Consider the following 20,443-nt stretch of genomic DNA (forward strand, 5'->3'; position numbering starts at 1 on the left):
CGGCACCCCGCCGGGCCACGCCCCGCAGGCCCCCTTGCCGTGTACGGCCCGGCACTACTCGACACACCCGATGGCGAACCACCACTCTCCTATGCAGTGTTCGCCGCTTGCAGGAAGGAACCGCAGTCTCATGCCCCTGCCGTCCTGGCTCCAGTCCCACCTGCCCGCCGCCACACCATCGCCATACACCTTCGAGTCGTTTGCTGACGAGGTGGCTCGCCTGATGGGTCTGCCCCCGGCCCTGCGTACAGGGGAGTGCGAGCTCAGCTCCGAGACTGATCATGTCTGGCTGCTATGGAAGTCCGACGTCGGCGGAGCGACCCTCCTGTTGGACCGGCCCCGGGCGGAACCGCGCGAGGCTCTGGTCATCAAGATGTCGTGGTGCCATTCGCCGAACCCCGCAGATATCGCCAAGATGGTGCGGGTTTTCCAGCGGCGCGGCCGTGTCCGGTCGCTCCGGTCCCTTCTGGGCCTTGTACCGCGCCGTGACTGAGTCCGTGCCGCCTTGATCTCACGAAAGCATCTGTGAGCTGCCCCCACCGATGCTTCCTGGGCTCCTGCCCGCCGACTGGCGAGCAGGAGCCCCTTTGCGTGTTGCGCCACCGAACATCCCGGCCTCCACACCCGCGCAGGGGACCGTGACCGCTCCACGCGCGACACGCCTCAACCACCCGGCGCGTGCAATCCCTGCAAGCCCCGCACCGGCCCTCGGCCACACCAACGGGTTGCACGCCTTACCGCCTGCCCGCCACCGTCCAACCCAAGCGCCGAGCTGCCCGCCACCGGCCCCCGGCCGGCCGGGGACATTCTCCGCGCCTGACTGCACCGCATCCCAGGCTGCCACTCGCGCCGCGCCCTCAGCCAGCACACCGGTGCTGCAGCTGATGTCGCAGAACGAACAGCTGCCGGCCCCCGTCCGCCAGCACACCATCATCCCGCCCGCAGAGAGGGGCTGACCATGACCGAAATCATCGAGACCAGCAACGACGGACGCTACCGGCTGCGGCTGGAGCCGGACACCGACGCCCACAACCCGCGTACCATGTACGACCATCTCACCCAGGTGATCACCCTGACGAACAACTACTACGCCGACGTCGACAAGAACGGCGGCGGTCCCCTTGAGGACGGGTGGAACCAGATCAAGCACCGGGACAACGCGGTCGAGATCTTCACCCGCTGGTCGCGCATCGTCCATGGCGCGGTGGCCATCGAGGATCGGCCCAACGACGGCCCCGGCACCATTTGGTACCTGATGTCGGAGGGCATCGCAGAGGTCACCGACCCGAAGGAGTACATCCGCAGCGAGATCGCGGAGTACGGGGCATGGGCGCGGGGCGAGGTCTACGGCTACATCATCGAAAAGGCGGTGACCTGGAAGCCCGTCATCGAAAAGCACGAGGACTTGATCGTCGGTGAGCGCACCACATGGGAGGAAGTCACCGACGGATCGTGCTGGGGCCTGATCACGTGGGAGTGGGCGGAGCGAGAAGCCAGGGACCAGTTCGCCGCTTGCCTGGAGAGCATCCGATGCATCCGATAGCCCCGTCCCACAGGCCACCACCGCCGGAACGCCCCGCACAGCCCCCTCTCGTGCGTCGATGCGACCGGCCCGGGCGAGCACCATTCCCGGGGCCCAGCGCGCTTCCCCTGGCCCGACTGGCTCTTCCGGCCTAACTGATCGCCTGCCGGCCACGCTGACGCCGGGCAAGGCCCACCCCCTGTCGGCGGGATGGGTCTTCGCGCTGTCCGTGCCGCCGCAACGCCACCGGCCTGGACCCGGCTGCGCAACCTGCGCACTATCCCGGCTCCCTGACCACCGCGTCCCACGCACCAGCCCCGAACTCGGCACCGCCCTGGGTTCGGGGCCGCCGTTCGTCCGGCCGCCCCAAGCCCTCGGCCCGGCCCAAGCCCCAAGCACCGGCCGCACCCAGCACCCGCTAATCCCCCACCACCGGCAACCACACGGCCCCGCGGCCCGGCACATCATCGGCGCGGGGCCGTACGCCCCGGCCGCCGGAACGCAATTGCGGGACTAGCCACCCGCCAAGCAACCGTACGGATCACCAGAACCGAAACGACGGTCTGGCCCCCGGAAGGCAGGACACCGATGCTTCTCTCACCGCCCGCGCAGACCATCCACCCGCGTTATGAGGTCCGCACCCGCAAGCGCCGGGACAACACCCCCCACGACAAAGTCATCTGGGACGACTCCCGCGGCGCCTACGTCTACCGTGACGGCGTCCTGTACACCCTGCCCCTCGACACGCCCGACACGATCGTTGACGCCGCAGTCGCCGAGCTGGAACGCACTCGCCGCTCCGCCACCGTCATCTACCTCGCCTGCCGACGGACTAAGAAGGGCCACGTGCTCTGGGAGCCCGCCTCCATCTGCGGCGACGTGATCGAGCAGACTCACCGCACACGCGTCGTACTGGACCTGGGCAACAACCAGCACACCATCCCGGCCTCGCGACACGTACGCACCATCTGGGGCTCCACCGTCAAACACTTCTACACCGGGTCCCGTGAAGCCGAAGATGGCGCCATCACCGAGGACCGCATCGATGTCCAGGGCTGGACCGAGCCCCGACACCAAGAACTTTTCCATGCCGTGCACTTCGGCAGCGCCGCTCCATGGTTCGCCCACTTCGCCCTCCGCTACGGGCTCGCCGGCAAGCACTGGCAGTTCGATGACTACGAGGACAAGGACATGGAGGTACGCCCACTGAATGCGAACGGTTCCGCCCACTGGCTACTGAAAGACTGGGACCGTGAGCACCCAGCCGCCGCCGGCCGTCACTACGGCACCCCGGAGTCAGGACACCAGAGCAACTGACCCCGCCCGGCCCGGCGCCCCGCCCAGGGCCCCGGGCCTGGCGTGGCGCCTACGCAGCGCCGAGCCGCTGCGTTCCCGCCGTTCGTAGCCGCAGGCCGCCGCCTGCCCGACGGACCAGCGCGCCCGTCGCCAAGGACACCGCGCCCGGTACGACGCCACCGGCGCCACGGCTTGCCCGTCGGCAGCTCCTCCCAGCCCCGGTACCGCCTCATGTGGTGCCGGGGCCATCGCATACCCACCGACCCGCTTGCAGGCCGCTGCCCGCCGTCACGCGCCAATACACCGAGCGCCCACCGCTCGCACGGACTGACCCGGCCCCGCCCGGGCCGCGGCCCATGCTCCGCGCCGTCCGCACGGTGGCAGCCCCTCCCGTCCCGCCTGGCCCTACGAGGCCATGCAGGCGAGACCGAAGCGACGCTGGCGGCCTATCGGACCCACAGCGCGCCCCAGGCGATGACCCTCCTGGGGACCGCACTCGGTGACGAGGGCGACAGCCAGAGCTACTGGATCGAATGGCTCACCTACCTGGAGCGTGCCCCGGTGCGCGGCGGCTTCACCGTGCGCTGACTCGTCGCCGCCCCGGCTCCTGGCCCCCGTCGCCCACGTGGCGGCGGGGGGCGCTGCCGTGCCGCACGCTCCCCTCGCCGCCCGCTACGCCGGGCCCGCCCGACTCACGCCGAGCGCGCCCGCCCGTGCGCCGGCTGCCCGGCTGCTTGCGGTGCTAGCCCGCCGTCGTAGCAGGGTCGCTCTCGCTAGCGCCGCCTGCAGTCGCGGCATCCCCATGGCCATCGACCTGCGGATAGGCTGCCCACGGCCATCTGATGCGCGCCGTGCCGCCGTGCATCGCGCCATCACCGAGGAGAAGTCCATGAGTCACTTCAGCCTGCTTGTTGCACTTCCTCCCACCAGCCCCGACAAGGTGGAAGCCGCTCTGGAGGATGTGCTCGCGCCGTTCGACGAAGACACCGAGGTCGCCCCCTACCGTGCCTACGAGAGCGGGAACGCCGAGGACTACTGGCCCGTCGCAGCCTGCCGGGAGGACGGCCAGCTGCCTGCCGAGGAGCCCCTGACCTGGGAACAGGTCGCCGAGGCGGTCAACGCCCGCAACAAGCACGACAAGGACAGCAGTGCGTACCTGCACGTCGATGACGACGGCCGCGCCTACAAGGTCAGCACCTACAACCCGAATTCCAAGTGGGACAGGTGGCAGATCGGCGGCCGCTGGACCGGCTACTTCATCCCGCGGGCCGACGCCGCAGGCGATCCGCGTCTGCTGGTCGGGTCGCCGGGCGAATCCGGTGACCCGTGCCCGGCCGAGCGGGTGGACGGAGGCCCCCGCAAGCTCCTCGACCTGGCTGCGATGCGCGCCGAGGCGCGACATGCGGCGGGCGAGCAGTTCGACCGGTGGCAGGGCCTTGTTACCGGACTTCCCGAGGCCCACGGCTGGTCGGCTTTCCTCAGCCGCCACGAAGCCGATCCGGGCGCCTACCCCCTCTGGCAGGCCCGCGAGGAGTACGGCGCCCAGCCCCAGGTCAAGGCCGCCCGGCAGTCCCGTGAGTTCGTGCGGATGGACTGCACCATCGACACCTTCTCGCCGGGACGCGACGCGTACATGCAACAGCGGGCCGACCACGCCGTACCCGGCTACGCCTATCTGGGCATCGACGGCGTGTGGCAAGCGCCCGGCCGGATGGGGCTGTTCGGGCAGAGCACCGGCACCCCCCAGGACCAGGCCGAATACGCCCACCGCATGAACGAGCAGCTGGATACGCTCCCGCCCGACACCCTGCTCGTCGCGGTCGACGCGGTCGACTGCCACATCTGATCCAGGCCCCGGCCCCGCTCCCCGCTCGGGGCCGGGGGCCGGGGCCACGCCGCCTTCGTCCCGCTCGCTGCCCGTCGTACCAGGCCCGCCCGGACGTCGACCGGCCCCGTCCGGCCCCCGCCCCGCCGCGCCGACACCCAACTCCGTTCTCCCGTGGTCCTGTTGCGGGGCTTGCCGTGTGCCGGGTCAGGGTGCGGTCACCGGGCCGAGGGAGCGGTGACCACCCTCCCGCTCCCTCGGCCCGCTCTATCCCCACGCCGTCGCGCACGGCATGCTCGATGCGCCGCGATGCCGCGCCCAAGAAGACCAAGTCGCAGCTCTGATTCTTGAGCACAGCCCGCGCCTGCGGTTCGTGGCCCCGGCGCCACGAGGGCGACGGGGGCCGTCCCACGCCCACGTCCGCCCGTGCCGACCGCCACACTTTCAACTACCCGCCCCCGTCGTCGCGTTGCGGAGCTTGCCGCGCACCGGGTCATGGTGCAGTCGTCGGGCCGGAGGTGGCGGGTGACCACCCCCTGCTTCTCCGGCCCGCTCCACCCCTGTCGGCGCCCCGACGGCCGTCCAGCGGTGTTGCACCGCTTGCCGCGTGGCCCGGCACGGTGCGGTCCGCTGACTACCTGTGGGGGTGGTGACCATCACCCCGCCCCTCGTCCGGCATGGCAACCCGACCAACCCATCTGCGCACACTGCGCGTTCGAAGGAGAACCCCGCATGTCCATAGCCACCTCCGCCCTTGCCATCACGACCGCGGCCCGCGAGGCCACGGCTGCCACGGCTACCCAGGCCAAGGCGCCGCGCAGGGAGCCCCGCTACCCGCACATCCCCGCCGTGGCGGGCAACGCCAACGTCCGCGCGCTCCTCGGCCAGGGCATCCACCCCGCCAGCGGACAGCCCCTCACCGAGACTCCCGGCGCGGACTGTGGGAACTGCCTGCTTGCCTACCGCATCCAGCTCCCCGGCCGTGACGGCACCGGCGCGAGCGAGCGTCTGAAGTGCTCGAAGGCGCCGATCAGCCGCCGGGGCCGCCAGGGCATCGACCTGCGCCCCGCCACCAGCGAGCAGCCCGCCACCCCTGCCTGCACCCTGCACTGCACGTTCGCCAACTGGCCGTGCGACCCCGACGGGCGCTACGACATGGGGGCCGGTCAGATCGGGGCGGGCCGCGACCACGCCGACGACTGGGGCGTCTACGCCGTGTACCGGATCTTCGGCATCGACCTGGAGCACCAGCGCGTGTGGGTCGAGCTCGAAGCCGAGATGGTCCCGGACACGACCGCCCCCGGCGGCTACACCGCCCGCGTGCCCGACCCGCAGCACTCCCGCCCGAACCAGCCGCACCTGTACCGGTTCTGGACCGAACTGTCCCGCCTGCACGCCGCCCAGCTCACCCACCCCGCCGACACGGGCCAGTGCACGCACGAACTCGTCCGGGGCGGCCGCGTCCTGACCGCCCCGATCGACCACTGACTGCCCCGCCCTTTGCCGGGGCCATCCTCCCCCGACCACCGCCGCCCGGCCCGGCCCGTCCCGAAACCCTGGGGGCGGGCCGTCGGCGTACCCGCCCGGCGGGACGCACCCCGGCACCTGGGCGGGCTGGACGCCTAGCCCCAGCTGCCCCTTGCAGGGCTAGCCGGCCGTCTCTTCATCGTGCGCACATCCGTCACGGGCCACCGGCCCGACACGAAGCGACAGGAGCCTCATCGTGTACGAGAAGCCCGACCTGAACACCCCGCTCGCCGCCCTGCGCACGAACATCACCGCGTGGCAGACTAGCCTTCAGCGGCACCTGTCCGAGGAGCGCAAGGGCCAGGGCATCGCCTTTGACGTCCAGCTCATGGAGGACCGCGACGACATCGCCGCGAAGATCGTGGAGGACTTCACCGCGATCGACACCGAGATGTCCAAACGCCGCGTGATCGACAGCGCCGCCCCCTCGGCGTGGAGCGCCGAGCGTCTTAGCGACGCCGAGCTCGCCGCCGCCAAGGCCGACTGGCCGGAACTGACCCTGTTCAACGACGTCGCCCTCCGCCTGGCCGCCGACGTCCTTGGCATCCACATGGTCCGGGACATGGCCCGGCAGGCCGTACGCAACGCCCCCACCGTCCTCCTCAACTCTCGCACGAAGTAGAGAGCCCGTCTGCCGCTCCGCTCCGGCCCGCCCCGATCCCCCGGGTGCGGGCCGTCGGCATAGCCCGCCCTGGCCGCGGCTTCGCCACGCGGGTCCGGACCCGCCGCCCCGCCGGTCACCGCTTGCCGGCCGCCGCTCCGCGGTGTGCGCTGCACCGTCCAACCCGCCAAGGAGGCGTGCCCCGCCCCGACACTCCCGGAGCCGACCATCATGAACACCACCCTCGCCGCCGTCGGGCAGGCCCCCGGCTCGGCCGAGACCACAATCGACCTCACCGGAGTCACTGCGTACACGGCGGGCATCGTGCGCCTCGCCGAGGCGAAGGGCCTGCGCCCCGCCTGGGGCCGGCTGCATGGCCGCACCCGCCGCATCATCCTTGACGCGGTCGGTCCGCACGGCGCGTTCGGCTCCAACGTCATCGGCCGTTCCAGCGGCAAGATCCTGCGCGCCGAGGTCATCCACGGCAACGACGCCAAGGTGCCCCGCCGCGCCACGGGCACCAACGCCGTGCGGGCCCTGCTCTTGGAGGTGACCCCGTCCGCCTGCCGCCAGGGCTGCACCGCGCAGTCCCCGTCCGCCTGCTGCCCCTGATCCACCGCACCGGCGGACACGGCCCGCCCCCTGCCCCGGCCCGCCCCCGTACCTCGTGGGGGCGGGCCAGAGGCATGCCCGGCCCCGTTCGTCCCGCGCGGACAGCCCGGCGCCGGGCCCGGAGGAACGTCGTGCGCACCATCGTGATCACTACGCCCGCTGCTACCGAAGACACCTGGCCCGCGCCGACACCCTCACACGGTCAGGCCGCCGGACCCGCTCAGCCCCACTGCCGGACGACGGCACCCGAAGGTCTGCCAGCCCGCCCCGCGCACGCGCCCCGGGGCCCTGCCATTCCTTGCCCCCCTAGCCGTCCGCCCGGTCATGGTCGTGCTGCCCGGCCGGTCCAGCGGTGATCACTTTCCCCGCCTGTCACCCGGCCTTGAATCCTGCACCTACCCCAGGCCCACCCGGCAAGGAGCCCGCCATGCCTTACCAGCCCACCGTGCTGATGACCGCCATCGACCACAGCCCCGAGAAGTCAACCGGTGCCGCGGCCGTCCAGCGCGTGAGCGCCCGCCCGGAACAGGCCGCCCTCGTCGACGCAGTCCGCACCCTCTACCCCTTGCACCACGCGACCTCGACCCGGCCCCCGCTGAAGACCAGCGACCTGAGCGAGATGCACGGCCAACGGGTCACCATGCTGTTCTCCAACACCGGCAACCTGTTCAACGCCCCTCAACTCATCGCAGTCCAAGGCCGCATCGTCACCCATGCCCTCACCCCCCTCGGCCTGATCCACAAGGGCCGCCGCACACGTGGCACCGAGATCACCGAAAGCAACCTTGTCGATGCCGTGCCGGGATGGGGAGACACGGCCGTCAACGAACTCCGCACCCGTCTGGCAAAGACTCACGCCCTGTTTCCTGACACCATCGCACCTCTGACCGCCGAGGTCCTCGACACCATCCCGCCGACAAATCACAGCACCGACTCACCGCCCGTCACCACCGTGCTCCTCACCTCCACCCAACTGCCCGGCGAAGAACGCGTACACGGCTGCCTGCGCCTCATCACCGACCGCACACCCAACCCCGGCGACAACGCGGGAGACATCCTCAACAACGTCCTGATCACCCCGCCCAGCTACCTCACCAGCGAGCACGGCAGCATCCACACCAGCCAACTGCCGCGCAACACCGCAGTACTGCCCACCGTCACCCCGCTCTCCCTCGCCACCGCACTCGATCTCGCACACGACATCAACCACCAGGATCCCGCCCGCAGCTATCTCCAGGCCCTCGCCGCACTCACCCCCCGCCCCTGAGACCACCAGGCCTGCCCCTTCCCCAGCGGCGGGGCAGGCCCGTACAGGCCCCAGCAGCCTTGCCGCACCGCATCTCGGCCCGGCGAGACCCACAGTCCCGCACCACGCCGAAGGCCCGCCGGACCACCGAGCGCCACAGCCCCAAGCCGGTACCGCAGACCGGCACGGTGACGATTCCAAGGAGAGCCGATGCCCCCTGCCGAACAGCCCCCGACACCGGCGAGCACCGAGGTAAACACTCCGGCGATGCCGCCGACCACAGAAGTACCACCCGGCCAGGCGGTCGGCATCGAGGCCGCCCGGAACTCCCTCTACGCCAGCGACCCCGTCCTCATCCCCGACACCTGGCACATCGACCCCTACGGCGTCGCGTGGAGCCACGACGTACCACTCCGCTTCGTCGTGGACAACCTCGGCTGGGAGCGGCTGGAGTCGACTCCCCAGGGGCAGGCCCTGGTGCGCGAAGCACTCCAGGGCCGCACTCAGTGGACGAGCACCGAGACGGCATGGGCACACAAGCTTGCCGCCAAGTGGCGTGCCGACCACCCAGGCGAAGACCCCACGTACGAGGCCTTGCAATGGGCGTTCGAGCACCGCATCGCATGCGCGCCCGACGCGGACCTGTACCCGGTCATCCGCGCAGAAATCCAGGCACAGGAAGCCCGCAGATCCGGACATAAGGGTTAGAAGCCCAAGGAGTAGCAGCACGCGGGCATCCGCCCGACGCTCCGCTTTCCCTCGGCCCGCACTCGTACCTCGGGTGCGGGCCGTCGGCATGCCCGCACCCGGCCGCGCTCGCTACGCGCTCTTTCCCGCCCGCGACGACGGCAAGCCCTACAGCCGCACCGTGTACTTCCGCGCCACCGGCCTCGGCGCCGGCCGGGTTGCGCCGGTAGCCGGACCACCGGCGATGGTCAGCCAGCCGGAACGCCCCGCACGCCCCCCTCTCGTGCGCCGAGGCGTCCGGCCCGGCCGGGTATCACCCCACCGATTTGCCTCCCGTGCGTTGTGTGCGTCCGGCCGCCGGGCCGCGCCCTCGCCACCCTCCAGAAGGTGACCCCACGCTGATGCGCCCCTTCCCCGCTCACTTAGCAGCCGACCTCCGCCGCAGCCGAAGCGACAGTTACGGCACCGCACTCGCAGGCCCCTCCTACAACTGACCTCCCGGCCCGTGCCAGGCACACCGCCACGCGGGCTGTCCGCACGCCGACGCCGCCCACCCCGGCCCGGGCGGTCCGGCGCTACCACCACAGCCGGGTTGCTGCGATTGATTCCCGCGCCCCGATGGTGAACCCGCCCGGCCACCGCAACGCGGCCGGGGCTCACCCAACCCATCTACGGGCCACCGCACCCGCCCAACACCCGGAGCCTCCCGTGACCACTGCCGACCTGCGCGAGACCGCCCTCGCCAGCCTCACCACCGCCGGATTCACCGACGCCACCGCCACCCGCCGAAGCGACACCATCGTCATCGCCACCGTCCCCGCCGCGCGCTCCGCATGGGCCGACTTCGCGCTCGCCGCCCACACCACGCTGCGCCTGGCCGACCACGCGGGCCGCGCCCGCTACGCGCTCTTCCCCACCCCCGAAGACGCCAAGCCCTACAGCCGCACCGTGTACTTCCGCGCCACCGGCCCCGGCCTCGCCCCGCAGGACACCGGACAGGTCCTCTGCCACACCGTCCGCATCGTCCCCGGCTTCAACACCGAGGCGGACATCCCCAAGGCGCTTGCCACCGCCCTCTTCGACGACTCCCGGCGCGCGGGCGACATCACCGTCACCCGCCTCACCTGACCCCCGCCCCGCTGCGCCGCACCGGCCCTGGCTCCGCACACCACCCCGCGCGGGCCGGGGCCGAGTGGCCGCGGTCGGCCAGGGCGACCGTCCCTTGCTCGGACCGCCACCGCACAGTGCGCTCACCCGGCACGAGACACACCGGCTCGGAACACCCCACACCACCCCTAGCGGTGCTGCCACCAAAGCCACCAAACCCCCATTGGCCGGGCGACATATGATGCCGCACGGCGCCACCGCGCCTAGGCCCAGCTCCTTCAAGATCCTCGCCCCCGGCACCCTCGTGGTGCCGGGGGTTTGTGCCATGTCCGGCGGTGCCGTGTGCGGGCCGCAGTCGGCGGGGTTGGTTGAGGTGGTGTGCTTTCACGGTTTGTTAGGAGTTGTGTGGCTTGGTCGTGTATGGGGGTTTCTGGACCTGTTCATGTCACGGGGCCGGGCCTGGTTCTTGGTGACGCCGTGACCAGGAATCGGGGCACTCCCCATGATCAAGATGAAGGACGACGCCTGCCGGGTGGAGATAGTTGACCTGTTCGGCGGGCCGGGTGGCTGGGATCTGGCCGCGCAACGCCTCGGCGTGGCGGTGACTGGGATCGAGCATGACCGTGCGGCGTGTGAATCGCGGCGTGCTGCCGGGCTGGACACCGTGGAGGGTGACGTCCGGGCCTACCGGCCCAGTGACTTCCCCACCGCGACGGATCTGATCGGTTCGCCGCCGTGTCAGCCGTACTCGATCGGCGGGAAGGGCGCGGGGCGCCGGGCGTTGGACACGGTGCTGCATTTCGCGGACCAGTTGGCCGCGCGCCGGGACATCCGTTCTGGGCTCGCAACGCTGGACGACGAGCGGACCGGTCTGGTCCTGGAGCCGTTGCGCTGGACGCTTCAGGCGCTGGACGGCGGGCGCCCGTACCGGACGGTGATGCTGGAGCAGGTGCCCACTGTGCTGCCGGTGTGGGAGGCGATGGCCCAGATCCTGCGGATCGAGGGCTACACGGTGGTCACGGGCCGGATGAACGCTGAGGAGTACGGCGTCCCGCAGACCCGGGCCCGCGCGGTGCTGGTCGCCCGCCGCCGGGGCGAGCGCGAGGCCGCCCTGCCCGCTGCGACGCACCGCCGTTACTCCCGCACCACCGACCAGGACGGCGGCAACCAGGACCTGCTGCCGTGGGTGTCGATGGCGCAGGCGCTGGGCTGGGGGATGACGCACCGGCCTGCGCTGACCGTCGCGGTCGGCACGGCGGCCGGGGGACCGGACCCGTCCTGTGTCGGCGGCTCCGGAAGCCGCGCCACCCTGTACGGGGAGCGGGACGCGGGCCGCTGGATCGCGGACACCCGGCTGGTGGACGCCGATGACCTACCCGCCTACCGCGGCGGCCGCAAGGACATGATCCGGGTGTCCGTCGCCGACGCGGCCGCGCTCCAGACGTTCCCGTCCGGCCATCCCTTCCGGGGCTCGCGGACCAAGCAGTACGAGCAGATCGGCAACGCGATGCCGCCGCTCCTGGCGGAGGCCGTCATCCGACGGGCGATGGCCGCCGAACTGGCCGCCCGCACCGGCACCCAGGCAGCCTGACCCGCCCCCCTCCCCGGCCCCCGGCCCGCGCCTCGCATGGGCCGGGGGCGTGCCGACGCCCCCGCGTCCCGTCCCGCCCTGCCCGCCGCGCCACGCGACCACCCCCAACGCGCTGGCGGCTGATGACGTTGCGCCGCTTGCCACGTGCACCGCCACTGTGCGGCCCGCCGGCCCTTCGGGGCGGGAGAGGTGTGATCGCTCCTCACACTCCGAGTCGACAGGAAGCAACACGAAAGTTGGTAGTCACTATGGGAAACGCGTCGAGGCCCGGCACAGTGGTCGTCCGTGAAATCGACCACGATCCGTTCGAGGTTGATGGAGAACAGTACTTCGTCCGGGAACTGGTCTGGAACGGCACCGGCGGCCGCTCTTACGGCCTGGTGAGCTGCCGTGACGAAGAGGTGCTGACAGAAGACGAGTCGTTCGACAACTACCCGACCGATGCGCAGATCACTGTGGTACTCGAAGGGCGCGGCGTCGATGTCGAGTTGGAGACGTGCAAGTTCTGCCGGAGGGAGATCCTTCTGGCCACCGCGCACCGGCACGACAACGGGTGGGTGGGCTCCTGCTGCTGGGACGAACGGCTGCGCGTGACCGCCTGAGTCCGCGCGCAAGCGCCCCGGCGCCCCGGAGTCCCCGGTTGTGTGGCTCGCGACTCCGCGCCGCCCCGTCTGACGGCTCGCCCTCGGCATCTGCCCGGGGCGAGCCGTCCCCCGTGTCGTCCACCAACGCCCTTCCCGTGCCGCTGTGTTGCGGGCCTAGCTCCGCCTCCGGCCACAGTCCTCCCGCCGGCCCGAGGGACGGCGCACTTCCCACTCGCAGGGGCCGGTCTCCACCCACCCCTGTTTCGACCTGGAGGAGCTATGACCAATCCGACCGCTGAACTCGCCGCCCGGATCATCACCGCGATCGAGAAGCGTCCCGCCACCCACGACCAGAGTGATTGGATGGCCGGGGCAACCCGCCTCACCGCCGACGAAGAAGTCGGCTGCGGCACCACCTTGTGCGTTGCCGGATACGCCGCCCACCTCACCGGGTACACGCTGGAGCTCGCATCCGGTGTGGTCCGGGCGTCCAAGAACGGGCTCACGGATTACGTCGACCACGTCGCCCGGACCGAACTGGGCATCACCGCCGACGACGCCGAGGACCTGTTCTACGGCGAACTCGACCGCGACGACGTACTGGCCGCTTTGCGCTATCTCGCCAACGGCGAGACGATCGACTGGGCCAGTCTCTAAACTCCCGCCACGGCTTGCCCGGCCCGTCGGCAGCTCCTCCCAGCCCCGGTACCGCCGCAGGTGTGCCGGGGCCATCGCATGTCCACACCGACCACGCTATGCAGGCCGCTGCCCGCCGTCAGGCTCCACTGCACGAGCGCCCGCCGCTCGCACGGACCCTGACCGGCACCGCGCGACGCTACTGGCACTCCCCCTCCGGCCCCGGCTGCGCCCGCCCGGGCTGGAGACTGCGGGCAGGCTCGGCCGGGCGGGCGCAGGCACCCTCTCGGCCGCGCGCGTCCGGCCCGGCTCGTCGTCCGCAGCCCCGGGCCGCCACCACTGTGTGAACGGTCATTGCCCATCCGTGCCAGGTTCCGCCCGCGTCCCGGCCCCGGCGCCGGCCGGGTTGTGCTGGTAGCCGGACCACCCGCGAGGGTCAGTTCAGCCGGAACACCCCGCACGAGCCCCCCTGTCGTGCGTCGAGCTACCGGCCCGGCCGGGCCCGCCCCGCACAGGTTCCCCCTATCGTGCGCCGTGGTGACCGGCCGCCGGGTCGTGCCCCGCAGGCACCCCCTTGCCCCGCGGTATGCGCGGCCCGGCACACCAGCCCACCACGGCCCCTTGCCGAACCCCGCGCCCTCGCCAACCTCCAGAAGGTGACCCCACGCTAATGCGCCCCTTCCCCGCTCACATAGCAGCCGACATCCGCCGCAGCCGACGCCGTGCTCCCGCACCGGCCCGCCCCCACATCGGCCGACGCGTCGTCACCGAGTGGTCCGAATCCTGCGCATGCGGCGGCAACCACCTCGGCCACGAGGAAGAGCCCTGCCGCCCGGACTGCACCGGCTACTACCCCGTGGCCGGATGGAGTTACGTGGCGGGAGCCAACGGAGCAGGCCCTCAGGCCGCCGGCCAGCACGACCCTCGGTTCGCCGCCGCCGTCCTCGCGACCGCCGCCAAAGCTCTCGCGTACGCCCGCCTGGCCACCGAGCACGCGGGCGCCCAGGCCGCGCGGGCCGCGGACGAAGTCCGGTGGGAGAGCGAGCGCCCGGCGGGGGTCAGCCAGCACAAGTGGCTCCGGGACAAGCGGGCGCAGCGGGACGCGTCAACGTCCTAAGCCCGGGCCGCCGGCCCCTGTCCGCTCCTCGCCTCGCCTACCGGCGAACAGGTGGAGGCGCGGGCAAAGGCCGCCGGAGACAGCCGCCGGGGCCGAGCCGGTCCCCCGCCCCGCGGGTCCGGCCGGTGCGCCCGACGGCGCCGTGCCCATCTGGTCGGCGCGCCGACCAGCGTCTCCGCCGCGGGTTCCGCGGGGCCTGCTTCTGGGCAAGGTACGCGGCCACTTGGCCATCTCCTCGGCCCGGTAGCGGGCATCGGCGGCGTACGCACCATTCTCATAGGGTCAGCTGTCGGCTGTCACGGACTGTCCTGCCGTGTGATGAGCTTGAGCTGTTCAGCGTCGGGGAGTTGATGGAGGAACTTGGCGTCGCCGTGTCGGACCTCCTTGTCAGCGAGAGCATCGGTCTCGGAGTTCCCCTCGAGCCAACTCCATCGAGCGGTGCACCAAGGGTCCTCGCGGGTCGGGAAGTGGTGCAGAGCGCCGTGGTCCCAGCACCATGCGAACCGCATCTGGAGGGCGCCTGCGGCTTCGCGAAGGTGCTCGGCCGCGCGTTCCTCGGCACGGGCCTGGACGTTGTTGAGTTCCATGCCCTCGCGGTAGCGGCGCTCAGCAGGGGTCTCGGTCGTCTGATTCATGCTCATGGGCCGATACTCCCACCTGCACCCGTCCCGGGCGTGCCCGGCTACGGAGAGCGGCGGAGCACCGACGAAAGTCGTCTCCTTGCAGTGACGAAACTGCCGTCCAGCCTTACGGGGACCGCCGCTCTATGATCCGAGTACCGCGAGACGAGTTGGAAGGCCAGGGATTCATGAACAGCGGGCCGCCCGTGAAGCGAGTCATTACGTTCGACGCAGACGTCTGGGAGCGTCTTGGCAGGTTGGCGAGAGAGCTGGGTAGCTCCCCAGAAGAACTTGTGGCCCGCGTGACAGCAAGGATCCAGCTCTCTCCGGGTGGCGACCTGGAGGTTCGCCCGCGTTCCTAGATCCATTTGCGCGTCGCCGAGGGAAACGATCTCTGACAGCGCGGGAACCGATCTCCAGGACACGGACGTCGCCACTGGTCAGGTGAGTTTCGTCGGTGCCCTCATTCGGGATGTCGTCCGGCGGGACGATATCGCCGTCCTCGTTCTCAGCCGCGCCCCCGCCACTGTTCCGGAGGACGGCACATGCGCAGGATCCGCTTAAGCGACCACCCATGCTCTTCACCCCTTGCCTCTCACGGTCCAGCAGGCTGGTGCGGCCGGATGCTCGTGCCCGGCTGGCAGCGGCTGGCAGGCAGACCCGGCCGAACCGGTCGGCGCCCTGGTCGTGTACGGTCCCGCTCCGCCGCTCCGCCGCTCGCCCGCGTCTGAGGTTCCGCCGCGCCCAGGCCCGCCGGGCCGAGCACGAGCGCCGCGGCCGCAACGCCACCGGCCTGGACCGGCTGCGCCACCTGCTGACCATCCCGGCCGCCTGACCAGCACCACGCCCACCGGCCCCGAACCCGGCATCCCGCCCGGGTTCGGGGCCGCCGCACGCCCGCCGTCCGCACCCCGTGCGCTTGCGCGCCTTGGCCCCACCTGGGGGAGTGTCGGTGCTGCCGGAAGGCGCTCCCGCACCACCCCCAGGTGCGGTCGAGCCCCCGGCCGCCGGGCCGCCCCCCCCGGGGCGGCCCGGCACCCCTTCCCCATGGCACGCCCTGGTCACCTGCCCGCGCGCCCTGCCCCCCCGGTGTCTCGCGGAAGAGGCCGCCCCACCGTAGGCGCTGCACCTCCCACCGCCTGACGGCCCCGCCGCCCCTGCCCGGCCCCCCACACGCCCCAGCACCGCGAACAATGCCAGGCCAACAACCCGTCACGCACCCGGCCCGCGTTCAAGCCTGCCCCGCTCCCGGGGCGGGCTTCCGCGTTCCCGTCGCCACCCGAAGTGGGGCCGCTCCGCGCCCGCCCGGGTCGGCCCGGCCCTGGCTCCGTCTTGCGGCGCTTGCCTCCGCCCCCGCCACAGTTCAACCCGCCAGCCGAGGGCGGTGAACACACCCGCCCGGCCCAGCACACCAACACCCATCCTGAGAAGAAGAGAGCGATCCCATGACGCTGACCCACGTGCTCACCGCCGCCTGCTCGGTAGGCGCACCGGCAGCAGCCGCAACCGCCGCCGTCGTCGTGTTCAAGGACGGCAAGCCCCGCGCTCCTCGCCGGCTGTTCACTGTCGGCCTCTTCAACGCAGTGTCAGCCGCTCTGTTCTCCGTGTTGATGATCCACGCAGCGGCACGCCACGACACGTTGTTGACTCCGCTCTTTGCCGTCGCCGCCAGCGCCCAGATGGCTGCCGCCGTGGCTTTCGTGTCCGCCGGCGCACGCGACCGCCTGCGCGAGGACGAGCAGTCCCGTCAGCCCGCTGACTACAGCGCACGCGCGCAGGCCACCGTCGAGAAGACCGCCGGCCGCCTCTGACCCGAACACCTCGGCCCCGCCGCACACCTGACCAGTGTGCGGCGGGCTCACTGCTTTTCGGGGCCGCCACCTCAATGCCCGAGCCGCACGGTGTCGGTGTCGCCCCACTAACCCTCCGTGCCCCACCACCCACGCAGCCCCAACCCGCCCCGCCGCCTTGCCGCGCCACCGCACACGCCGACATCGTCCGCGGCGGTCCCCGCCCCTGCCTGCTGACCCACACCGGCACCAACCGCCCCGCCTACCAGGGAACGCAGCACCACCCGGGCACCGACCACACCCAGCCCAAGCGCAACACCACCACGCCCAGCCAGAAGCCCAAGGCCCCGACCGGACCGAAGGCCCCCAAGGCCCCGGCCGCGAAGGCCCTGGCACCGCGAACGGTGCCGGGCCACAACAACCCGTCACGCACCCGGCTCGGGTGCTGTCTGGCACCCGGCCCGCGTTCAAGCCCGCCCCGAACCCCCGGCATCCCGCCCGCGTTCCCGTCGCCCCGCGGTCCGGACTCCGTGCGCTTGCGGGTCTTGCCCCGACCTGGGGGAGTGTCGGTGGCGCCGGAAGGCGCTCCCGCACCACCCCCCAGGTGCGGTCGAGCCCCCGGCCGCCGGACCGCCCCCCCGGGGGGCGGTCCGGCCCCCGCCCGGCGCGGGGCAGGGGCCGCCAGCCGCGCCACTCCACCCGCCGCACCGCACCTCGGAAGGGAACCCGGCCCGATGCGACAGATCATCCTCCAGCCCAACGGCCAACTCGCCGTCTACTCCACCATCGTCGACGACCTCGTCATGTACGACGCCACACCCGACGAAGTCGCCGACGAAGCAGCCGACTTCGCCCGAGAGACCGCATCCCCCAACGCCACACCCGAACACACCACCGAACGCATCAGGCGCGCCCACGAAACCGCCCACCGCAACGCCGCACACATCCTGGCCCGTGAACCCCACCGCGCCTACCGGCACCCGCTGTCATGGCAGGACATCGAGGCCATGACCACCACCGAACCCGACCCCGGCTGACACCCCAACCTCACCCGGCGCCGCCTCCGCACCCACCACGGCGCCGGGCCGCGCACACCCACCACCCCTTGCCCGCCTAACCCCACCCCCGCTGACCGTCCCTCCGCCCGGCCCGCACCCGCAGGCCCATCCACCACGAAAGGGACACCGATGTTCGAAACCCACGAGAGCCTCCACGAGGCACTCACCACCTCCGGCACCTTCAACGGCCTCTACACCGCCCTCGTCGCCTCCACCCCGCCACTGGCCACCCGCGCCCACGCCAACCTCCACACCGGCGAACACGTCACCGGCCTGAACCTCTTCGAGCAACACCCCCACACCCGCAACAGCCCCATCAGCGGCAGCATCACCATCAACCCCAAGACCGGCGCGATCACCCTGCGCACCGACGGCTACCCCGGCCCCCGCTGGCACGCCGCAGCGGACCGTCTCACCACCGACACCAACCCCTGGTCGTGGCAGCCCGCCCCCGAGCACAAGCCCGGCACCCTCGCCGGCGTACTCCACCTCGGCGCACACATCACCGCCGAGACAACCATCGACCGCTCCAGCCACCACGCCGACACCGCCAACACCGCCCTCACCCTGACCCCCGCCCACCGCGAGGCGTGCGACACCGCCTGGGCCCTGGCCGTCATGGTCCTCGGCACGCTGGTCACCAACGACCCCGCCTACAGCTCCACCGTCCTGCCCACCCCCAGCCCGGACACCCTCACCCACCCGGCCACCGACTACCAGGCCGCCGCGGACATCGTCGCCAAATCCCTCGAACGCATCGACGAAAACCCAGACTTCGGACTGGCCCGCGACAACGACCCCAACTGGCCCACCGGCCAGGAGCGCATCGCAGTCCTCGGACTACGCGACTTCCGCGACGACCTCATCCACGCCGCCAACCAGCAGCCCACGCCCCGCCCCAGCGACTACAACTACAGCGACGAACCGCCCTTCTGAACCACCCACCACACCCCTTGGCCCACCCCGCCACACGGCGGGGTGGGCCTGCCGCATTCCGCCTCTGCGGTGGCTGGCCGCCGCCTCGCGCCCGGCGCGTGCCCCGGCGCCGCTGGCCGTGTCCCGGCCCCCGTCCCGGCGCCGGCCGGGTTGCGCCGGTAACCGCACACCCACGATGGTCAGTTCAGCCGGAACGCCCGCACAGCTCCCCTTCTCGTGCGTCGAGCATCCGGACCGGCCGGGCCCGCCCCGCACAGATTCCCCCTCTCGTGCGCCGAGGCGACCGACCGCCGGGCCGCGCACACCGCAGGCCCCCTTTCCCTGCGGTGTGCGCGGCCCGGCACTCACGCCACCGCCCCGACCCGGCCGCCCGGGGCACGCCCATGCCCGGCCCCGGTTCCGCGCAGCGCCCGCGTCCCGGCCCCGTCCCAGCCGGGTTGCGCCGGTATCCGGACCACCCGCGACGGTCAGTTCAGCTGGAACGCCCCGCCCGGCCCCGCCCCGCCGCGGCGCCACCGTCGCGGGCCGCCCACCGTCGCGGGCCGCCCACCGCGCGCGGGCCGCGCGCCCCGGTATGCCGCTGGCCCAGGCCGGCCCAGGCCCCGTCCCGGTGCCGGCAGACCACGCTGAGCACGGCGACCGCGCTCCCCGGCACCCCGCCACCTTGCGGCGCCTTGGCCGCCCGCCGCCGTCGTGGACCCCGGCGCGGCGGGCTGCCCACGCGCCGCGGCCGTCGTCGGCCACGCACCCGGCGTGGCAGTCCTCGCCCTTCCCATGGCCCTGCGTCGTCGGCTGTGCCCGCCGTCGTCTCCCGCCCCGCCGACGTGGGCCGTCCTTCCCACCGGTGCGGGCTGCCGTCGCCCGTCGAGGCCCGGCGGCCCGGGGACCCCGGCCTGGCGCCGGGGCACCGGGCCGGGGCCGGTCGGCTGCTGGTCTTGTCCGGCTAACTCGTCCGGCCATCACAGTGGTTGCAGCACACGAGCCGCACAACCGGCCCGGCAGCGCACGGCCCCGGCTGCTGCGTCGCTCAAGGCGACCGCCGTGCGCCGGATCGTTCAACCCGGCCCGCGCCCTTACCAGTTCTCTTCGAAAGGCAGCTTCATGAACTCCAACTCCCGCACCCCCGCCCCCGCCCTCCTCACGCTCCTCGCAGCAGCCGTCATCGTCCTGTTCAGCTTCCTGCTGCTCCTCGCAGCGATCCTCCCCGACCACAACACCCCGCCGCGCTGCCACGCCACCCACACCGCCCACACCGACATCGTGCACGGCGGGCCCCGCCCCTGCCTGCTGACCCACACCAGCACCACCACCCGCCCCACCCACCAGAACACGCACCACCACCCCGGCACCGCCCCGCACAAGCACACCACCACCAACCCGGCCCCCAAGCCGAAGACCCCGGCCAAGCCGAAGACTCCTGCAGCACCCAAGGCCCCCGCCGCCCCCAAGCCCAAGGCCCCGGCCGCCCCCAAGCCGAAGGCACCCGCCGCCCCCAAGGCACCGGCCCCGGCCGCGCCCCGCGTCCGCTAACCACCCCAACACCACACCAGCACGGCCCCGCGCCCGGACACCCTCCCCGGACACGGGGCCGTACCGCTACCCAAACCCCCGCCCCAGCAGCACCCGCACCGCACCCCCGGCACGGATCAGACGGCCAGCAAGGACCGCAACCGCGGCACGGATCAGGC

Annotated in this window: 19 protein-coding genes; 18 read left to right on the forward strand and 1 reads right to left on the reverse strand. The window is 72.2% G+C overall.

All coding sequences use genetic code 11. From position 1 onward, the window contains the following. Window positions 1-958 precede the first annotated feature (958 nt). The 13 genes from D9V36_RS02330 (at window position 959) to D9V36_RS02390 (ending at window position 14,351) form a co-directional block, all read left to right on the forward strand. The gene (locus D9V36_RS02330; protein ID WP_129292231.1) at window positions 959-1,543 is read left to right on the forward strand and encodes a hypothetical protein; all 585 of its coding nucleotides are present in this window, start codon (window positions 959-961) and stop codon (window positions 1,541-1,543) included. 567 nt (window positions 1,544-2,110) lie between these two features. Beyond that, entirely contained in the window at window positions 2,111-2,839 is a 729-nt protein-coding gene (locus tag D9V36_RS02335; RefSeq protein WP_129292232.1) for a hypothetical protein, read from the forward strand. A gap of 868 nt (window positions 2,840-3,707) precedes the next feature. Further along, window positions 3,708-4,664, forward strand: a complete 957-nt coding sequence (locus D9V36_RS02340; RefSeq protein ID WP_129292233.1) for a hypothetical protein — start codon at window positions 3,708-3,710, stop codon at window positions 4,662-4,664. A gap of 711 nt (window positions 4,665-5,375) precedes the next feature. Beyond that, window positions 5,376-6,131: a hypothetical protein gene (locus tag D9V36_RS02345; protein WP_129292234.1), complete on the forward strand. Its 756-nt coding sequence runs from the start codon at window positions 5,376-5,378 to the stop codon at window positions 6,129-6,131. 235 nt (window positions 6,132-6,366) lie between these two features. Continuing rightward, window positions 6,367-6,792: a hypothetical protein gene (locus D9V36_RS02350; RefSeq protein WP_129292235.1), complete on the forward strand. Its 426-nt coding sequence runs from the start codon at window positions 6,367-6,369 to the stop codon at window positions 6,790-6,792. A gap of 210 nt (window positions 6,793-7,002) precedes the next feature. Next, complete coding sequence (locus tag D9V36_RS02355) at window positions 7,003-7,383, forward strand: hypothetical protein (protein WP_129292236.1); 381 nt, start codon at window positions 7,003-7,005, stop codon at window positions 7,381-7,383. Between the two features lie 427 nt (window positions 7,384-7,810). Continuing rightward, complete coding sequence (locus tag D9V36_RS02360) at window positions 7,811-8,650, forward strand: hypothetical protein (protein ID WP_129292237.1); 840 nt, start codon at window positions 7,811-7,813, stop codon at window positions 8,648-8,650. Window positions 8,651-8,896: 246 nt separating this feature from the next. Further along, the gene (locus D9V36_RS02365; RefSeq protein ID WP_241720654.1) at window positions 8,897-9,337 is read left to right on the forward strand and encodes a hypothetical protein; all 441 of its coding nucleotides are present in this window, start codon (window positions 8,897-8,899) and stop codon (window positions 9,335-9,337) included. A gap of 687 nt (window positions 9,338-10,024) precedes the next feature. Then, window positions 10,025-10,444: a hypothetical protein gene (locus D9V36_RS02370; protein WP_129292239.1), complete on the forward strand. Its 420-nt coding sequence runs from the start codon at window positions 10,025-10,027 to the stop codon at window positions 10,442-10,444. A gap of 481 nt (window positions 10,445-10,925) precedes the next feature. Then, window positions 10,926-12,014 carry a DNA cytosine methyltransferase gene (locus D9V36_RS02375; protein WP_129292240.1) on the forward strand — a complete coding sequence of 363 codons (1,089 nt, stop codon included), beginning with the start codon at window positions 10,926-10,928 and terminating at the stop codon, window positions 12,012-12,014. A gap of 275 nt (window positions 12,015-12,289) precedes the next feature. Beyond that, window positions 12,290-12,616: a hypothetical protein gene (locus tag D9V36_RS02380; RefSeq protein ID WP_129292241.1), complete on the forward strand. Its 327-nt coding sequence runs from the start codon at window positions 12,290-12,292 to the stop codon at window positions 12,614-12,616. Between the two features lie 261 nt (window positions 12,617-12,877). Then, on the forward strand, window positions 12,878-13,255 hold the full coding sequence (locus D9V36_RS02385) for a hypothetical protein (protein ID WP_129292242.1): 378 nt from the start codon (window positions 12,878-12,880) through the stop codon (window positions 13,253-13,255). Between the two features lie 649 nt (window positions 13,256-13,904). After that, window positions 13,905-14,351 carry a hypothetical protein gene (locus D9V36_RS02390; RefSeq protein ID WP_129292243.1) on the forward strand — a complete coding sequence of 149 codons (447 nt, stop codon included), beginning with the start codon at window positions 13,905-13,907 and terminating at the stop codon, window positions 14,349-14,351. Window positions 14,352-14,647: 296 nt separating this feature from the next. On the opposite strand, the gene D9V36_RS02395 is transcribed toward D9V36_RS02390, so the two are convergent. Continuing rightward, the gene (locus tag D9V36_RS02395) at window positions 14,648-14,992 is read right to left on the reverse strand and encodes a hypothetical protein (protein WP_129292244.1); all 345 of its coding nucleotides are present in this window, start codon (window positions 14,990-14,992) and stop codon (window positions 14,648-14,650) included. 553 nt (window positions 14,993-15,545) lie between these two features. Between D9V36_RS02395 and D9V36_RS02400 the strand changes: the two genes are divergently transcribed. The 5 genes from D9V36_RS02400 (at window position 15,546) to D9V36_RS02420 (ending at window position 20,285) form a co-directional block, all read left to right on the forward strand. Further along, window positions 15,546-15,806, forward strand: coding sequence for a hypothetical protein (locus D9V36_RS02400; protein WP_129292245.1), 261 nt, complete (start codon window positions 15,546-15,548; stop codon window positions 15,804-15,806). A gap of 610 nt (window positions 15,807-16,416) precedes the next feature. Next, window positions 16,417-16,782: a hypothetical protein gene (locus D9V36_RS02405; RefSeq protein WP_129291926.1), complete on the forward strand. Its 366-nt coding sequence runs from the start codon at window positions 16,417-16,419 to the stop codon at window positions 16,780-16,782. A gap of 713 nt (window positions 16,783-17,495) precedes the next feature. After that, complete coding sequence (locus D9V36_RS02410; RefSeq protein WP_129291925.1) at window positions 17,496-17,798, forward strand: hypothetical protein; 303 nt, start codon at window positions 17,496-17,498, stop codon at window positions 17,796-17,798. 150 nt (window positions 17,799-17,948) lie between these two features. Beyond that, entirely contained in the window at window positions 17,949-18,755 is an 807-nt protein-coding gene (locus D9V36_RS02415; protein ID WP_129291924.1) for a hypothetical protein, read from the forward strand. 1,101 nt (window positions 18,756-19,856) lie between these two features. Then, window positions 19,857-20,285: a hypothetical protein gene (locus D9V36_RS02420; protein ID WP_129291923.1), complete on the forward strand. Its 429-nt coding sequence runs from the start codon at window positions 19,857-19,859 to the stop codon at window positions 20,283-20,285. Window positions 20,286-20,443: the final 158 nt, after the last annotated feature.

The organism is Streptomyces lydicus, assembly GCF_004125265.1.
GTDB classification, from domain to species: Bacteria; Actinomycetota; Actinomycetes; order Streptomycetales; family Streptomycetaceae; genus Streptomyces; species Streptomyces lydicus_C.

Bases quoted from the DNA above. Each gene is read 5' to 3' on its own strand.
- D9V36_RS02400 (WP_129292245.1), top strand. From the start codon at position 15,546: ATGCTCTTCACCCCTTGCCTCTCACGGTCCAGCAGGCTGGTGCGGCCG.
- D9V36_RS02420 (WP_129291923.1), top strand. From the start codon at position 19,857: ATGAACTCCAACTCCCGCACCCCCGCCCCCGCCCTCCTCACGCTCCTC.
- D9V36_RS02375 (WP_129292240.1), top strand. From the start codon at position 10,926: ATGATCAAGATGAAGGACGACGCCTGCCGGGTGGAGATAGTTGACCTG.
- D9V36_RS02360 (WP_129292237.1), top strand. From the start codon at position 7,811: ATGCCTTACCAGCCCACCGTGCTGATGACCGCCATCGACCACAGCCCC.
- D9V36_RS02345 (WP_129292234.1), top strand. From the start codon at position 5,376: ATGTCCATAGCCACCTCCGCCCTTGCCATCACGACCGCGGCCCGCGAG.
- D9V36_RS02410 (WP_129291925.1), top strand. From the start codon at position 17,496: ATGCGACAGATCATCCTCCAGCCCAACGGCCAACTCGCCGTCTACTCC.
- D9V36_RS02415 (WP_129291924.1), top strand. From the start codon at position 17,949: ATGTTCGAAACCCACGAGAGCCTCCACGAGGCACTCACCACCTCCGGC.
- D9V36_RS02335 (WP_129292232.1), top strand. From the start codon at position 2,111: ATGCTTCTCTCACCGCCCGCGCAGACCATCCACCCGCGTTATGAGGTC.
- D9V36_RS02340 (WP_129292233.1), top strand. From the start codon at position 3,708: ATGAGTCACTTCAGCCTGCTTGTTGCACTTCCTCCCACCAGCCCCGAC.
- D9V36_RS02395 (WP_129292244.1), bottom strand. From the start codon at position 14,992: ATGAGCATGAATCAGACGACCGAGACCCCTGCTGAGCGCCGCTACCGC.
- D9V36_RS02390 (WP_129292243.1), top strand. From the start codon at position 13,905: ATGCGCCCCTTCCCCGCTCACATAGCAGCCGACATCCGCCGCAGCCGA.
- D9V36_RS02355 (WP_129292236.1), top strand. From the start codon at position 7,003: ATGAACACCACCCTCGCCGCCGTCGGGCAGGCCCCCGGCTCGGCCGAG.
- D9V36_RS02385 (WP_129292242.1), top strand. From the start codon at position 12,878: ATGACCAATCCGACCGCTGAACTCGCCGCCCGGATCATCACCGCGATC.
- D9V36_RS02330 (WP_129292231.1), top strand. From the start codon at position 959: ATGACCGAAATCATCGAGACCAGCAACGACGGACGCTACCGGCTGCGG.
- D9V36_RS02405 (WP_129291926.1), top strand. From the start codon at position 16,417: ATGACGCTGACCCACGTGCTCACCGCCGCCTGCTCGGTAGGCGCACCG.
- D9V36_RS02365 (WP_241720654.1), top strand. From the start codon at position 8,897: ATGCCGCCGACCACAGAAGTACCACCCGGCCAGGCGGTCGGCATCGAG.